Annotated in this window: 18 protein-coding genes and 1 pseudogene; 4 read left to right on the forward strand and 15 right to left on the reverse strand. The window is 54.1% G+C overall.

The features are described from left to right. Window positions 1–140 precede the first annotated feature (140 nt). Window positions 141–612, forward strand: a pseudogene (locus VPX56_RS20885) (prepilin peptidase). Here VPX56_RS20885 and bfr read toward each other — a convergent pair. From bfr to fkpA, 11 genes are all read right to left on the reverse strand, one after another. Then, window positions 596–1,072: a bacterioferritin gene (bfr, locus tag VPX56_RS20890; protein WP_003863270.1), complete on the reverse strand. Its 477-nt coding sequence runs from the start codon at window positions 1,070–1,072 to the stop codon at window positions 596–598. The pseudogene VPX56_RS20885 and the gene bfr overlap by 17 nt on opposite strands. A 72-nt stretch (window positions 1,073–1,144) precedes the next feature. Next, the gene (gene bfd / locus VPX56_RS20895) at window positions 1,145–1,339 is read right to left on the reverse strand and encodes a bacterioferritin-associated ferredoxin (RefSeq protein WP_003863268.1); all 195 of its coding nucleotides are present in this window, start codon (window positions 1,337–1,339) and stop codon (window positions 1,145–1,147) included. A gap of 179 nt (window positions 1,340–1,518) precedes the next feature. Continuing rightward, window positions 1,519–2,703, reverse strand: a complete 1,185-nt coding sequence (gene tuf / locus VPX56_RS20900; protein WP_326468683.1) for an elongation factor Tu — start codon at window positions 2,701–2,703, stop codon at window positions 1,519–1,521. 69 nt (window positions 2,704–2,772) lie between these two features. After that, window positions 2,773–4,887 carry an elongation factor G gene (fusA, locus tag VPX56_RS20905; RefSeq protein WP_131635100.1) on the reverse strand — a complete coding sequence of 705 codons (2,115 nt, stop codon included), beginning with the start codon at window positions 4,885–4,887 and terminating at the stop codon, window positions 2,773–2,775. A gap of 96 nt (window positions 4,888–4,983) precedes the next feature. Next, a complete protein-coding gene (rpsG, locus tag VPX56_RS20910) occupies window positions 4,984–5,454 on the reverse strand; it encodes a 30S ribosomal protein S7 (RefSeq protein WP_004106370.1) in 471 nt (156 codons plus the stop codon). 96 nt (window positions 5,455–5,550) lie between these two features. Further along, entirely contained in the window at window positions 5,551–5,925 is a 375-nt protein-coding gene (rpsL, locus tag VPX56_RS20915; RefSeq protein ID WP_000246815.1) for a 30S ribosomal protein S12, read from the reverse strand. A gap of 124 nt (window positions 5,926–6,049) precedes the next feature. Further along, window positions 6,050–6,337 carry a sulfurtransferase complex subunit TusB gene (gene tusB / locus VPX56_RS20920; protein ID WP_131635101.1) on the reverse strand — a complete coding sequence of 96 codons (288 nt, stop codon included), beginning with the start codon at window positions 6,335–6,337 and terminating at the stop codon, window positions 6,050–6,052. Window positions 6,338–6,344: 7 nt separating this feature from the next. Then, window positions 6,345–6,704, reverse strand: coding sequence for a sulfurtransferase complex subunit TusC (gene tusC / locus VPX56_RS20925; protein WP_131635102.1), 360 nt, complete (start codon window positions 6,702–6,704; stop codon window positions 6,345–6,347). Then, window positions 6,704–7,090, reverse strand: a complete 387-nt coding sequence (tusD, locus tag VPX56_RS20930) for a sulfurtransferase complex subunit TusD (protein ID WP_131635103.1) — start codon at window positions 7,088–7,090, stop codon at window positions 6,704–6,706. Before tusD ends, tusC begins: the two co-directional genes overlap by 1 nt. Continuing rightward, the gene (locus tag VPX56_RS20935) at window positions 7,090–7,812 is read right to left on the reverse strand and encodes a helix-turn-helix transcriptional regulator (protein WP_014171909.1); all 723 of its coding nucleotides are present in this window, start codon (window positions 7,810–7,812) and stop codon (window positions 7,090–7,092) included. Before VPX56_RS20935 ends, tusD begins: the two co-directional genes overlap by 1 nt. Window positions 7,813–7,979: 167 nt before the next feature. Further along, entirely contained in the window at window positions 7,980–8,798 is an 819-nt protein-coding gene (fkpA, locus tag VPX56_RS20940) for an FKBP-type peptidyl-prolyl cis-trans isomerase (protein ID WP_080329016.1), read from the reverse strand. A 238-nt stretch (window positions 8,799–9,036) separates the two neighbouring features. Here fkpA and VPX56_RS20945 point away from each other — a divergent pair, with 238 nt between their 5' ends. Beyond that, window positions 9,037–9,255 (forward strand): protein SlyX, encoded by a 219-nt coding sequence (locus VPX56_RS20945; RefSeq protein ID WP_131635235.1) that lies wholly within the window; start codon window positions 9,037–9,039, stop codon window positions 9,253–9,255. A gap of 124 nt (window positions 9,256–9,379) precedes the next feature. On the opposite strand, the gene slyD is transcribed toward VPX56_RS20945, so the two are convergent. The 4 genes from slyD to kefG all read right to left on the reverse strand — a co-directional run bounded on the left by slyD (window position 9,380) and on the right by kefG (window position 12,635). Beyond that, window positions 9,380–9,970: a peptidylprolyl isomerase gene (gene slyD / locus VPX56_RS20950; RefSeq protein ID WP_119937639.1), complete on the reverse strand. Its 591-nt coding sequence runs from the start codon at window positions 9,968–9,970 to the stop codon at window positions 9,380–9,382. Window positions 9,971–10,064: 94 nt separating this feature from the next. Then, complete coding sequence (locus VPX56_RS20955) at window positions 10,065–10,265, reverse strand: YheV family putative zinc ribbon protein (RefSeq protein WP_010436300.1); 201 nt, start codon at window positions 10,263–10,265, stop codon at window positions 10,065–10,067. 13 nt (window positions 10,266–10,278) lie between these two features. Next, window positions 10,279–12,084, reverse strand: coding sequence for a glutathione-regulated potassium-efflux system protein KefB (gene kefB / locus VPX56_RS20960; protein ID WP_131635104.1), 1,806 nt, complete (start codon window positions 12,082–12,084; stop codon window positions 10,279–10,281). Further along, entirely contained in the window at window positions 12,084–12,635 is a 552-nt protein-coding gene (gene kefG, locus VPX56_RS20965; protein WP_074160922.1) for a glutathione-regulated potassium-efflux system ancillary protein KefG, read from the reverse strand. The genes kefB and kefG overlap by 1 nt, the downstream gene beginning before the upstream one ends. 132 nt (window positions 12,636–12,767) lie before the next feature. Here kefG and VPX56_RS20970 point away from each other — a divergent pair, with 132 nt between their 5' ends. Next, a complete protein-coding gene (locus tag VPX56_RS20970; RefSeq protein WP_131635105.1) occupies window positions 12,768–14,672 on the forward strand; it encodes an ABC transporter ATP-binding protein in 1,905 nt (634 codons plus the stop codon). 15 nt (window positions 14,673–14,687) lie between these two features. Beyond that, a complete protein-coding gene (locus tag VPX56_RS20975; RefSeq protein ID WP_326468694.1) occupies window positions 14,688–15,620 on the forward strand; it encodes a LysR substrate-binding domain-containing protein in 933 nt (310 codons plus the stop codon). Window positions 15,621–15,642: the final 22 nt, after the last annotated feature.

The raw sequence follows: 15,642 nt of genomic DNA on the forward strand, positions 1-15,642 counted from the left end.
GTGCGCCCTCGCAATATTCTAAGCAACGAATCCCATCGCATCTCTTGTTTTGAAAGCGCTACGCAAGTTTCACTTTTGCCCGTTGTCCGGCCAATGCGAAGCGCGGAGTATGCGCTGAAATCTTTTCAGAGGCTTACTCTATGCTAACCACCCTCCCCTTCCTGCTGCTTTATTTTTCTTTTTCTCTATTACTGGTACGAGAAGATATCCGGTTCGGTATTCTCCCTGATAAATACCTCTGCCCGCTGTTATGGTCAGGCCTGCTGTTCCAGCTCTGCATTCATCCAGATTTTCTTGCCAGTTCAGTGGTTGGCGCGATGGCGGGCTATGTTGGATTCTGTTATCTATTGGGGATATCGACTTATGTATGGACATGAAGGGATGGGCTATGGCGATGTAAAATACCTGGGCGCGCTTGGCGCATGGCATGGCTGGTGCGTGCTGCCGATAATGGCGTTCGTTGCTGCGCTCATGGCACTTCTGTGCCATCTGGCCATATCTACGCTCTCTCCGGCTAAACGGACATTAAAAAACCCACTGCCTTTTGGGCCATTTCTGGCGGCAGCGGGTTTATGCGTCGGCTGGCAAAATCTGATTAGCTTTCCACTTTAATCTGCGACTGGAGATAGTTCTGTAGGCCGATTTTGCTGATGAGATCCAGTTCGGTTTCCAGCCAGTCGATATGCCCTTCTTCGTCCGCCAGGATCTGGATCATCATATCGCGACTAACATAGTCGTGTACGCTGTCAGCATAGGCAATGGCTTCGCGAAGATCTTTCGCACCTTCGAGCTCCAGCCGGAGGTCCGAACGCAGCATCTCTTCGACATCCTCTCCGATGCCCAGCTTACCGAGATCCTGCAGGTTAGGAATGCCTTCGAGGAATAAAATACGCTCAATGTATTTATCGGCGTGTTTCATCTCATCGATGGACTCATGGTATTCAACATCATTGAGGCGAGTCAGACCCCAGTTTTTGAACATTCTTGCATGGAGAAAATACTGATTGATTGCGACAAGCTCATTTCCCAATAATTTATTGAGATAACTTATGATTTTAACATCACCTTTCATTATATAGTCCCTCCGCTTCCACTCATTGAAGCGTAGAACGGGCTACAGGGATGTCAAAAAAAAGATATGCGCTTAGGCGATCTCTTTGAATTCCGGGATCTGCATCAATTCGTCCTGCATAATTTCACGCGCGGCGCGCACGCACTTACCGCATTGATTTCCCACCGGAACAAACTTGCGAAGCTGCTGGAAGGACTGAGGCTGAAACTGACGAACGGCCTGACGAATTTTTTTGTCACTCACACCATTACATAAACAAACGTACATACAGACTCCCGTTCAAAATATGCGCAAAGTGTAAGTGAGAATGGTTATGATTACAATAGCACAAGCGGCGGGATACGGAACGGGTGCGGACAAAAAATGCGAAAATTTGTGACAAGCGCGTAATGACAAAAAACAAAAAAGGACGCCGAAGCGTCCTTTTTTCATTCAGGGATAATGAATTAGCCCAGAACTTTAGCAACAACACCCGCGCCAACGGTACGGCCGCCTTCGCGGATTGCGAAGCGCAGACCATCGTCCATTGCGATTGGGTGGATCAGGGTAACAACCATTTTGATGTTGTCGCCTGGCATTACCATCTCAACGCCTTCTGGCAGTTCGATGGTACCGGTCACGTCAGTTGTACGGAAGTAGAACTGTGGACGGTAGCCTTTGAAGAACGGAGTATGACGGCCGCCTTCGTCTTTGGACAGGATGTACACTTCAGATTCGAACTTGGTGTGTGGCTTGATTGAGCCTGGCTTCGCCAGAACCTGACCACGTTCGATTTCTTCACGTTTGATACCACGCAGCAGAACACCAACGTTCTCACCAGCACGGCCTTCGTCCAACAGTTTGCGGAACATTTCAACGCCAGTACAGGTAGACTTAGCAGTCTCTTTGATACCAACGATTTCAACTTCTTCGCCAACTTTGATGATACCGCGCTCTACACGACCGGTAACAACGGTACCACGACCGGAGATGGAGAATACGTCTTCGATTGGCAGCAGGAATGGCTTGTCAATCGCACGCTCTGGTTCTGGGATGTAAGAATCCAGGAAGCCAGCCAGTTCGATGATTTTCGCTTCCCACTCTGCTTCGCCTTCCAGCGCTTTCAGAGCAGAACCACGGATGATTGGAGTATCATCGCCTGGGAAATCGTACTGAGACAGCAGTTCACGAACTTCCATCTCTACCAGTTCCAGCAGCTCTTCGTCATCAACCATGTCGCATTTGTTCAGGAACACGATGATGAAAGGAACGCCTACCTGACGACCCAGCAGGATGTGCTCACGGGTCTGAGGCATTGGGCCGTCAGTCGCAGCAACAACCAGGATCGCGCCGTCCATCTGCGCAGCACCGGTAATCATGTTTTTAACATAGTCGGCGTGGCCTGGGCAGTCTACGTGTGCGTAGTGGCGAGTCGGGGTGTCATATTCAACGTGGGAAGTGTTGATGGTGATACCACGAGCTTTTTCTTCTGGTGCGTTATCGATCTGGTCGAATGCACGAGCAGCACCGCCGTAGGTTTTAGCCAGTACGGTAGTGATTGCAGCAGTCAGGGTAGTTTTACCATGGTCAACGTGGCCGATAGTACCAACGTTGACGTGCGGTTTTGTACGTTCAAATTTTTCTTTAGACACGGCTATATTCCTTACTATAGTGCTCTCCCCTTCGGAGAGAGCACGGGACTTAGGTTTTAATCCTGTGGATTACTTACCACGGGCTTCAATAACGGCCTGAGCAACGTTGTTTGGCGCATCATCATACTTCAGGAATTCCATGGTGTATGATGCACGACCTTTGGTCAGAGAACGCAGCTGAGTTGCATATCCGAACATTTCAGACAGTGGAACTTCAGCGTGGATCTTAACGCCAGTTACTTCAGATTCCTGACCACGCAGCATACCGCGACGACGGCTCAAGTCACCGATAACGTCACCGGTGTTCTCTTCAGGAGTTTCTACTTCAACCTTCATGATTGGCTCAAGCAGAACTGGTTTCGCTCTCTTAAAGCCTTCTTTAAAGGCGATAGAAGCAGCCAGTTTAAACGCCAGTTCTGAGGAGTCAACGTCGTGGTAAGAACCGAAGTGCAGACGAACACCCATGTCAACAACCGGGTAACCAGCCAGAGGACCCGCTTTCAGCTGCTCCTGGATGCCTTTATCAACGGCAGGGATGTATTCACCAGGAATTACACCACCTTTGATGTCGTTGATGAACTCGTAACCTTTAGGGTTAGAGCCCGGCTCCAGTGGGTACATGTCGATCACAACGTGACCGTACTGACCGCGACCACCAGACTGCTTAGCGTGTTTACCTTCAACATCGGTAACTTTAGAGCGAATTGCTTCGCGGTAAGCAACCTGAGGTTTACCCACGTTCGCTTCAACGTTGAATTCACGCTTCATACGGTCAACGATGATGTCCAGGTGCAGTTCACCCATACCAGCGATGATGGTCTGGTTAGATTCTTCATCAGTCCATACGCGGAATGATGGGTCTTCTTTAGCCAGACGGCCCAGAGCCAGACCCATTTTTTCCTGGTCAGCTTTGGTTTTTGGTTCAACTGCGATGGAGATTACCGGCTCAGGGAATTCCATACGCTCCAGAATGATCGGGTGATCTGGGTTACACAGGGTGTCACCAGTCGTCACGTCTTTCAGACCGATAGCTGCAGCGATGTCGCCCGCACGAACTTCTTTGATCTCTTCACGTTTGTTAGCGTGCATCTGTACGATACGGCCAAAACGTTCACGCGCCGCTTTCACGGAGTTCAGGATGGTGTCACCGGAGTTAACCACACCAGAGTAAACGCGGAAGAAGGTCAGGTTACCAACGAATGGGTCGGTAGCAATTTTGAACGCCAGTGCAGAGAACGGCTCGTCATCACTTGCGTGACGCTCAGCCGGAGTATCTTTACCGTCGTCCAGGATGCCGTTGATCGCAGGAACGTCAACCGGGGATGGCAGGTAATCAATTACCGCATCCAGCATCGCCTGAACACCTTTGTTCTTAAACGCAGAACCACAGGTTACCAGGATGATTTCGTTGTTCAGAACACGCTGACGCAGAGCTTTTTTGATCTCTTCTTCAGTCAGTTCTTCACCACCCAGGTATTTTTCCATCAGCTCTTCAGAAGCTTCTGCCGCGGATTCGATCAGGTTCTGGTGCCATTCGTCAGCCAGGTCCTGCATCTCTGCCGGGATATCTTCGTAAGTGAAGGTAACGCCTGCGTCTTCTTCGTTCCAGTTGATGGCTTTCATTTTCACCAGGTCGATAACGCCGGTGAAGCCTTCTTCAGCACCAATTGCCAGCTGCAGCGGAACAGGGTTCGCGCCCAGACGGGTTTTGATCTGACCAACAACTTTCAGGAAGTTAGCACCCATACGGTCCATTTTGTTAACGAACGCGATGCGTGGAACTTTATATTTGTTCGCCTGACGCCATACGGTTTCAGACTGTGGCTGAACACCACCAACTGCGCAATAAACCATTACCGCGCCATCAAGAACACGCATGGAACGTTCTACTTCGATGGTGAAGTCAACGTGGCCCGGGGTGTCGATGATGTTTACGCGATGCGGTTCGTACTGCTTAGCCATACCTGACCAGAATGCAGTAGTCGCTGCGGAGGTGATAGTAATACCACGCTCCTGCTCCTGCTCCATCCAGTCCATGGTGGCAGCGCCGTCATGAACTTCACCGATTTTATGGTTTACACCGGTGTAGAACAGAATACGTTCGGTAGTAGTGGTCTTACCGGCGTCGATGTGCGCACTGATACCGATGTTACGGTAGCGTGCGATGGGTGTTGTACGAGCCATTTGATTCCTCGTTTGTTTCTTTAGGCGTTCAGTTAAGTTACCCAGAGCGGGCGGCTTCTCTGAAGCGCCCGCCTGGTGACTAATACTCCGAAGGGATTACCAACGGTAGTGTGCGAACGCCTTGTTGGCTTCTGCCATACGGTGAACGTCTTCACGTTTCTTAACTGCAGTACCTTTGTTGTCTGCAGCATCAGAAAGTTCGTTCGCCAGACGCAGAGCCATGGATTTATCACCGCGTTTACGAGCAGCTTCAACGATCCAACGCATTGCCAGAGCATTACGACGAACCGGACGAACTTCAACTGGAACCTGATAAGTAGAACCACCAACGCGGCGGGACTTAACTTCTACAGTTGGGCGAACGTTGTCGAGAGCGACTTCGAAAGCTTCCAGTTCATTTTTACCAGAACGCTGAGCCAGGGTCTCAAGCGCGCTGTATACGATTGCTTCTGCAGTAGATTTTTTACCATCTACCATCAGGATATTTACAAATTTTGCCAGCAGTTCTGATCCGAATTTCGGATCTGGAAGGATTTTACGCTGACCAATGACGCGACGACGTGGCATGGGAATACTCCGTTGTTAATTCAGGATTGTCCAAAACTCAAAGAGTTTAGTGTGACATTAAGATAAATCAGTTTGGCCTTACTTAACGGAGAACCATTAAGCCTTAGGACGCTTCACGCCGTACTTGGAGCGAGCCTGCTTACGGTCTTTAACACCTGAGCAGTCGAGCGCACCACGAACGGTGTGGTAACGAACACCCGGAAGGTCTTTAACACGACCGCCACGGATCAGGATCACGGAGTGTTCCTGCAGGTTGTGACCTTCACCACCGATGTAGGAAGTCACTTCGAAACCGTTAGTCAAACGCACACGGCATACTTTACGCAGTGCGGAGTTTGGTTTTTTAGGAGTGGTGGTATATACACGGGTACATACGCCACGTTTCTGCGGGCAGGCTTCCAGTGCAGGCACGTTGCTTTTTGCAACTTTGCGTGCACGTGGTTTGCGTACCAGCTGGTTAACTGTTGCCATTAAATAGCTCCTGGTTTTAGCTTTTGCTTCGTAAACACGTAATAAATCGACCTCATACAATATGAGGACGCGAAATTTTAGGGCTACGTCGAAAAGGTGTCAAGAAATATACAGCGATCTCAAATCACCAGTTCATTTGACTGGCATGTTTCACCGTTAGATTGACGAACTCAGTATAGCCAATCACGTCAATTTTGGCTGAAATTTGACCAGACAGGCCCCGCGCATCAAGATCGTCTTTCAGCGCAGAGACCGATATGGGGGCACTATTGAGGATTTCAACGAAACGGCTGCCTTCAAGCGCAGCCAGCACGCCATCCTGCATCAGCAGCAGAGCATCGCCCTCGCGCAGCATACGCATTAACGCGTCGATATCACATTGCCACGGTGAACGGCTCAGGGTATGGAGCATGACGGCCTCAGAAAGTCAGAACAGTGTCGTAGTGGGAAAGGTGTTCGCGCAATGCAGCAGAAGGCAGGACTGTCGCATCCAGCACGAAAGGCGTTGCCTCGTTTAAACCACGCGCGGCCAAAGAGTCAGCACAAACAAAGAAGGTTTCGATATCGTAAAGCGGTAACACTTTGAACGTCGCGATATAATCACGCGCCAGAATGGCCTGAGGCTGTTGCCCCGCCAGAAGCTGAAATACGCCGTCGCCCAAAAAGAAGACACCGATATCTTCGGTCAGCGCGGAAGTCGCAAGTAACGCATCCAGCCCTTCTCGGCCAGAAGCGCTGCCGTGCGGCGCAGACGTAAAAACAAATGCTACGCGCTTCATCAGAATTGCACCACTCTGTCGCAGGTTAATGCCGCCTGTGCCAGTGCACCCAGACCACTCAACGAAAAACCGGGCTGCAGGTTAGAACCCGATAATCCAAGACGCGCGGCTTCGGTTGCATCGGTCACGCCACGGCGCAATGCCGCTGCCACGCAGATGTGCAGCTCAACGCCCTGCTTTTCGTTTAATGCCTGCCACGCGCGCACGAGATCAAATTCATCGCTCGCCGGTGAGGTAAACTGGTTCGCGTTATACACCCCTTCACGATAGAAGAAGACGCTCGCCAGCTCGTGTCCCGCATCAAGCAGCGCATAAGCAAACTGCAGCGCGCTGCTGGCCTGCTGAGTCCCATACGCCGGACCTGTTACCATTAATGCAAAACGCATTACTTGTCTTGCCCCTGGAAATCACCGCTTTTGAACTGGCGAATGTAGAGGTAGACGGTGTGCTTGGAGATATTGAGACGGTCGGCCACCTGGTTGATGGCATCTTTGATATCAAAAATGCCTTTCTCGTAGAGGTTCAGCACGATCTGACGATTCTTGGCGTTGTTTGATACGTTGCGATCGGCATTCACTTCTTCAATAGTGAACTCAAGCGTCTGCGTCACCAGGTCTTCCACGGAGGAGGCAAAGTTAACCGAAGAGCCCACGTCCGGCGTTTCTGGTGGAATGAAGGTGCTCATAATTTGCGAGAATGGCACATCAAGGTTCATGTTGATGCACAGCAGCCCGATCACGCGGTGCTCGCGGTTTCGAATTGCGATGGTTTCTGATTTCATCAGCACGCCGCTTTTGGCGCGGGTGAAATAACATTTGGAGACGCTACTGTCCGCGCCGGTCATGTCATGCAGCATACGCAATGCAAGGTCGGTGATTGGCGAACCAATTTTACGGCCAGTATGTTCACCATTCGCAATGCGGATGGCGGAACACTTCAGATCCTGCAGGGAGTGCAATACGATTTCGCAGTGGGACCCAATGAGCATCGCTAACCCGTCCACCACCGCTTCGTAGGATTTCAGAATATCGAAGTCGGTCTGATCGAAAGGACGTTGATCCAGCAAATCAAGCTCACTGGTTTCGTTGGTTAAAAGCGACCTGGACATGAAAAAAACACTCCTTTTCAGGAGCCTGTCGTTACGTTTTCAGGGCAGGCTCATTATCTACACGGACAACTAAATTAATACAGCGTGTATAACGCTTTCCAGTGTTAATTCTATCTGCCCCACAATAAAAAAAACCGCCGCCTAAAAGGCGGCGGTTTTTTGCGAGATTACTTCTTCGCTGCAGCGGCTTTATCGTCAGCCGGTGCGTCTGCTTTCGCATCCGCTTTCGGAGCCGGTTTGATATCCAACAGTTCTACGTCGAATACCAGGGTAGAGTTCGCAGGGATACCCGGAACGCCGGTTTTGCCGTAAGCCAGATCCGGTGGGATAACCAGTTTGATCTTGCCGCCTTTCTTGATGTTCTTCAGGCCTTCAGTCCAGCCTGGGATAACACCGTCCAGACGGAAGGAGAGAGGCTCACCGCGGGTATAGGAGTTGTCGAACTCTTTACCGTCGATCAGCGTACCTTTGTAGTTAACCACAACGGTGTCGCTGTCTTTAGGCGCATCGCCGGTACCTTCTTTCTCAACTTTATACACCAGACCGGTAGAGGAAGTTTTTACGCCCTTCTCTTTAGCAAAGGTGTCACGATAGGCTTTGCCTTTCGCTTCGTTGTCTTTGGCATCTGCTTCCATCTTGGTCTGAGCGGCGCCTTTCACGCGCGCTTCAAACGCCTGCAGAGTCTGCTCGATTTCCTGGTCAGACAGTTTGCTCTTGTCTGCAAATGCATCCTGAACACCCGCGATCAGCTGCGCTTTGTCCAGTTTGATGCCCAGTTTCTCTTGTTCTTTCAGAGAGTTTTCCATGTAACGACCCAGAGATGCGCCAAGTGCGTAGGCGGATTTCTGGTCGTCATTTTTGAACGCCGCTTTGCTGTCTGCAGTCGCAGCAGGCTTCGCAGCAGTGTCAGCTGCGAAAGACAGCGGCGCATTCAGTGCAACAGCCATCGTCGTCGCCAGCAGCGTTACTTTAAACAGTGATTTCATCCATATCTCCAGGGCCTGGGGACTCTCACCCCAGCATTAAACGTAAATGAGTAACGTACTATAAATCGTTGCGGAAGAAATCTACAGACAGACTCCCCCGATTCTCGCCTCTTTTCAGACTATTTTTGTTTAAATAAGTTTCTTGCCAATGGGATGGATACTGTACTTAGGCATAAACTCGGTTAAAATTCGCCGCCGCGAGCCCATCGTGGCAAACCAGAAATAGACGAGGTGAATGATGCAGGACACATTGATAGAAGCGAGACTGGCTGAGCTGGAAAGCCGCCTGGCTTTTCAGGACATCACCATCGAAGAGCTAAACCAGACGGTGACCGCCCATGAGCTTGAAATGGCAAAACTGCGCGATTTAATGCGGCTTCTCACTGAAAAAGTGAAGGCAACCCAGTCATCGCACATTGCCTCTCAGTCAGAAGAGACGCCACCACCTCATTATTGAGGCGTAAAAAAAGCGGGATCTCCCCGCTTTTTTTGTGCCCGGTGGCGCGAAGCTTACCGGGCCTACATGTCAAATACCCTATGGATTTCAGGTCGCTGGAAGGCGGCTTGAAAGACGACGGGTATTAGTGGCAGCCGCAGCCGCCGTTGCCGCAACCACCTTTACCGTGGTCGTGGCCATGGTCGTGATCGTGACCGTGACCACCGCAGCAGCCGTCGTGGCCGTGGTCGTGGTCATGGTCGTGACCGTTCGCACCGTGAACGTGGCCGTGAGCCAGTTCTTCTTCGGTTGCTTCACGGATCGCAACAACTTCTACGTTGAACTTCAGGTTCTGGCCAGCCAGCATGTGGTTGCCGTCAACCACAACGTGGTCGTCTTCAACTTCGGTGATTTCAACCGGCACCGGGCCCTGGTCAGTTTCAGCCAGGAAGCGCATGCCAACCTGCAGCTCGTCAACACCCATGAACACGTCTTTAGGCACGCGCTGAACCAGGTTGTCGTCATACTGACCGTAAGCGTCGTTCGCGCCTACAGCAACGTCAAATTTGTCGCCAACGTCATGACCTTCCAGCGCTGTTTCCAGGCCAGAAATCAGGGAACCGTGACCATGCAGGTAGTCAAGCGGCGCACTCACCGGAGACTCATCAACCAACACACCGTCTTCTGTACGTACCTGATAGGCCAGGCTGACCACCAGGTCTTTTGCTACTTTCATGATATCTCCTGAGCGTGGGAAAATTGCTGGCGCAGATTGTAGCGGAAATCTGCACCCGTGTACCCTTAAGCTTAAAAAAACTCAGAGCATATCGCTAGTCTGGATGAAAAATGCCGATCACTTGCTCTTCTTTGCGAACGTGATCGCGGGCCTCTTTATCGGCCTCGCGCATCTGGTGACCGCACTTAACACACTCAACCACATCAATATTATTTTCCCGCCACATGGCCAAAGTATCTTGCGCCTGGCAGGTCGGGCATTTTGCTCCCGCGATAAAGCGTTTACGTACAGCCATCTTTCGTTACCCTTTATTCAAATTCATCCCAGCCGTCGAGCTGGCGTCGTTCCTGCTGCATCTCGCGCTGGAAGATCTCCTCCAGTTCGCGACGCGCTTCCCGCACGCGGGAGATCTGCGCCGTGTCGCTATGCACCGGCATCAGCTCGCGCAGCATCCGCATATCCAGCCTGCGGAAGTGCATCTGGGCACGCTGGGCCTGATGGGGATGCATGCCCAGCGACACCAGCGCCTTGCGCCCCAGCTCCAGCGCGCTCGAGAACGTCTCGCGGGAGAAGTGTTTCACACCCGCCTGCAAAAGTTCGTGAGCTTCAACACGTCCGCGCGCACGCGCCAGAATATGCAGATGCGGGAAATGCTGCTGGCAGAGCTCCACCAGCTTCATCGTATCTTCCGGATCGTTACAGGTGATGACGATAGACTCTGCCGCTTCCGCCCCGGCCGAGCGCAGCAGTTCAAGCTGGGTCGCGTCGCCGTAGTAAACCTTATAGCCATATTTGCGCATCAGGTTGACCGCGCTGATATCGCGCTCCAGCACCGTGATGCGCATTTTGTTCGCCATCAGCAGGCGACCAATGACCTGTCCAAAACGGCCAAACCCCACGACAATCACCTGCGGCTTATCGTCTTCCACCCACGGGGCCTCATCCTCATCATCCACCGGGTTCAGGCGGCGGGAGAGCATTTTATCCACCAGCTTCATCAGCAGCGGCGTGGTCATCATCGACAGCGTCACCGTTACCAGCAGCAGCGCCATCTGGTCGTCTTTAAACAGTTTCTGGGAAGATGCGGTAGAGAACAGCACAAACGCGAACTCTCCCCCCTGGCTTAACACGCTGGCGAACTGCATTCTTTCCGAGCTGCGCAGCCCGTAAACGCGTGCCAGGACGTAGAGCACCAGCGTCTTCACCGCGACCAGCACGGCGACGCTCGCAATCACCCACAGCAGATGGGTATAGAGCACGCCCAGATTCAGCGCCATGCCCACCGAAATAAAGAACAGCCCTAACAGCAGCCCCTTAAAGGGATCGATGGCTGTTTCCAGCTCGTGTCGATATTCACTCTCGGCGAGCAGTACCCCGGCAATAAACGTACCGAGCGCCATAGACAGCCCCAGCGCGTCCATAAACAGGGCGGACCCGAGCACCAGCAGCAGCGTCGCGGCGGTAAAGACTTCGCGCACGCCCGAGGCGGCAATAAAGCGGAACACCGGGCGCAGCAGGAAACGTCCGCCAATCAGCATCCCCGCGAAGGCCAGCACCTTCATGGAGACTTTCACCCAGTCGAAATGATCGTCACCGGAACCGGCCAGCAGCGGCACCAGCGCCAGCGCCGGGATCACCGCCAAATCCTGGAACAGCAGGACCGAAAAGCCCAGCTGTCCGGCTTCGTTACGGTTCATTCCTTTGTCGCGCATCAGCTGCAGCGCCATTGCCGTGGACGACATCGCCAGGCCAATCCCGCCGATTGTCGCCGCCTGCCACGAGAAGTCCGTCATCATCAGCAGTCCGGCAAGGATCGCCGCGCTGAACAACACCTGCGCCGCGCCCACGCCGAAGATAGAGCGACGGAGCTGCCACAGCTTGGACGGGTTCAGCTCCAGGCCGATGATAAACATCAGGAAGACGACGCCCAGCTCGGAGAAGTGGAGGATTTCATCCACATCGCTGATGAATCCCAGCCCCCAGGGGCCAATGGCAATACCGGCTAACAGATAGCCCAGCACCGCGCCGATGCCGATACGGGCGGCCAGCGGCACCGCGACAACCGCCGCGAACAGAAACAACACCCCGGCAAGCAGGAGATTTGATCCTTCCATCAGCGACCTCCTGCCGGAATGGGTGACGCCAGCCATTCACCGTAGGCTCTGGCATGGCTCGCCAGCGCTTTCGGCTCCTGTCGCCGTGCCCAGTAAACGATAATCGGGCTCATCCAGTGCATGCGGCACATCGCCGCCGTCAGCTCGAACGGCCGCAGAATATCGCTCATCGGATAGCGGTTCAGCCCGTCGTGGCGGTAGGCGCTCTCCGGCTCGCCGGTAGTGATAACGCTACGCCAGTACTTTCCCGCGAGCTGGTTGCCCCCCACCCCGCTGGAAAAGCCCCGGCTCAGCACGCGGTCCAGCCACTCTTTCAGCAGCGCCGGACAGCTATAGGTATAAAGCGGATGCTGGAACACGATCACGTCATGCTGACGCAGCAGTTCCTGCTCGTAAGGAATATCGATAAAGAAATCAGGATAGTGCGCGTAGAGATCGTGCACCGTTACGTTACTGAGCTGTGTGGCCGGCTTAAGCAGCACCCGGTTCGCCACCGAGTCCTGAGATTCCGGATGGGCATACAGCAGCAGCACTTTCGCTGTCTGAGACATCACTCCCCTCCCGGTTCTGTTTTTGTGTATTGTTGTCGTTTTGGGCTACCATGGCGGCCCGGTGGGGAAAGTGGCCCACACCTTACATTATCATAATGACAAATTAACATAGTCGGAACATACGGCGCTTCTATGATTGTTTTCTCCTCGTTACAAATTCGTCGCGGCGTGCGCGTCCTGCTGGATAACGCGACCGCTACCATCAACCCGGGCCAAAAGGTGGGTCTGGTCGGCAAAAACGGCTGCGGTAAATCGACCCTGCTCGCCCTGCTGAAAAACGAGATTAGCGCTGATGGCGGTAACTTTACCTATCCGGGGAACTGGCAGCTGGCCTGGGTTAACCAGGAGACGCCTGCGCTGAGCGAACCGGCGCTCGACTATGTTATCGACGGCGACCGCGAATACCGCAGGCTTGAGGCGGAACTCAACGCCGCCAACGAGCGCAACGACGGTCACGCCATTGCCACCGTTCACGGCAAGCTGGACGCCATCGACGCCTGGACCATTCGCTCCCGCGCCTCCAGCCTGCTGCACGGTCTGGGCTTCAGCAACGAACAGCTTGAACGCCCGGTCAGCGACTTCTCCGGCGGCTGGCGCATGCGCCTTAACCTGGCCCAGGCGCTGATCTGTCGCTCTGACCTTTTGCTGCTCGATGAACCCACCAACCACCTCGATCTCGATGCCGTTATTTGGCTGGAGAAGTGGCTCAAGAGCTATCAGGGCACTCTGATTCTGATCTCCCACGACCGCGACTTCCTCGACCCGGTGGTGGATAAAATCATCCATATCGAACAGCAAACGATGTTCGAATACACCGGCAACTACAGCTCCTTCGAGCGCCAGCGCGCGACGCGTCTTGCCCAGCAGCAGTCCATGTACGAAAGCCAGCAGCAGCGCGTGGCGCACCTGCAGAGCTTCGTGGATCGCTTTAAGGCCAAGGCCTCAAAAGCGAAGCAGGCCCAGAGCCGCATCAAGATGCTGGAACGCATGGAGATGATTGCCCCGGCGCACGTGGATAACCCGTTCCACTTCAGCTTCCGTGCGCCGGAAAGCCTGCCAAACCCGCTCCTGAAGATGGAAAAAGTGAGCGCGGGCTATGCCGACCGCATTATTCTCGACTCCATCAAGCTCAACCTGGTCCCGGGTTCACGTATCGGCCTGCTGGGGCGTAACGGTGCCGGTAAATCGACGCTGATCAAGCTGCTGGCGGGCGAGCTTAACCCGGTCAGCGGTGAAATCGGCCTGGCGAAGGGCATCAAGCTGGGCTACTTCGCCCAGCATCAGCTGGAATTTTTACGCGCGGATGAATCGCCGATTCAGCACCTGGCGCGTCTGGCACCGCAGGAGATGGAGCAAAAGCTGCGCGACTACCTCGGCGGCTTCGGCTTCCAGGGGGATAAGGTCACCGAAAACACCGAGCGCTTCTCCGGCGGCGAAAAGGCCCGTCTGGTGCTGGCGCTGATCGTCTGGCAGCGCCCGAACCTGCTGCTGCTCGATGAACCGACCAACCACCTGGATCTCGACATGCGTCAGGCGCTGACCGAAGCGCTGATTGAGTTCGAAGGCGCGCTGGTTGTCGTCTCGCACGACCGTCACCTGATCCGCTCCACCACGGACGATCTCTATTTAGTCCACGGCGGCAAAGTCGAACCGTTCGACGGCGACCTGGAAGACTACCAGCAGTGGCTGACGGACGTGCAGAAGCAGGAAAACCAGCCGGAAGAGTCAGCGAAGGACAACGCCAACAGCGCGCAGTCGCGTAAAGACCAGAAGCGCCGCGAGGCGGAGCTGCGCACCCAGACGCAGCCGCTGCGCAAGGAAATCGCCCGTCTTGAAAAAGAGATGGAAAAGCTCAACGCCACGCTTGCCGCCGTTGAAGAGAAGCTGGGCGACAGCGGGCTGTACGACCAGAGCCGCAAGGCTGAGCTGACCGACTGCCTGCAAACCCAGGCAAAAACCAAATCCAGCCTCGAGGAGTGTGAAATGGCGTGGCTGGACGCGCAGGAGCAGCTGGAAGCGATGCTGCAGGCCGACTAACACGCCGGGAGGGTTATGGGTTTCGATATCACGAGCGAGATTACGTTCCGCAAGCTCAGCATCTTCATGACCTTCATGGAGAAGGGCAATATCGCGCGCACCGCCGAAACGCTTGGCCTGAGCGGCGTCAGCGTTCACCGCGCGCTGCACACGCTGGAAGAGAACGTGCGCTGTCCGCTCTTTACCCACAAAGGGCGTAACCTGATTGCGCTCCCCTCCGCGTGGACGCTGCTGGAGTATTGCCAGGAGGTGATGCAGGTGATGGAGCGCGGGCTCGAGGAATCCCGCAAAATCGCCGGTATCGGCCAGGGGCGGCTGCGCGTGGGCACGCTCTACTCCCTGACGCTGGAAACCGTGCCGCGCCTGATTATGGGCATGAAGCTCCGCCGTCCGGATCTGGAGATGGATCTGACGATGGGCTCCAACGACACCCTGCTGCACATGCTGGATGAAGGCTCGCTGGACGCGATTCTGATCTCCATCTCCGAAAGCGACATCGACCGTAACAGCCTCGAAGTGCTGCCCCTCTTCCACGACGACATTTTCCTTGCCGCCCCCGCCTCCGCCACGCTGAATACCAGCGGGCCCGCCGATCTGCGTGATTACAAAGACCAGAAATTTGTCGCCCTGGCGGAAGGGTTCGCCACGTACGCCGGGTTTCAGGAAGCGTTTCATATCGCCGGGTTCGAGCCGGAAATCGTCACCCGCGTGAATGATATTTTCTCGATGCTGAGCCTGGTGCAGGCGGGCGTTGGGTTTACGCTGATGCCGGGCAGGATGAAGAAAGTGTATGAGAATTCGGTGCAGCTGCTGAAGCTGGCGCAGCCGTACCAGATGCAGCAGCTTATCGCGATCGTCTTTGCCCGCAACCGCGAGCAGGACCCGAGCCTGCGGGCATTAGCCGCCGAGGGGCGGATGTATGCCCGCAGCCTGCAGGAAGGTGTGTGATACAGAACAAGACAACCGAACC

This window comes from Enterobacter wuhouensis, assembly GCF_035835995.1.
Taxonomy (GTDB): Bacteria; Pseudomonadota; Gammaproteobacteria; order Enterobacterales; family Enterobacteriaceae; genus Enterobacter; species Enterobacter wuhouensis.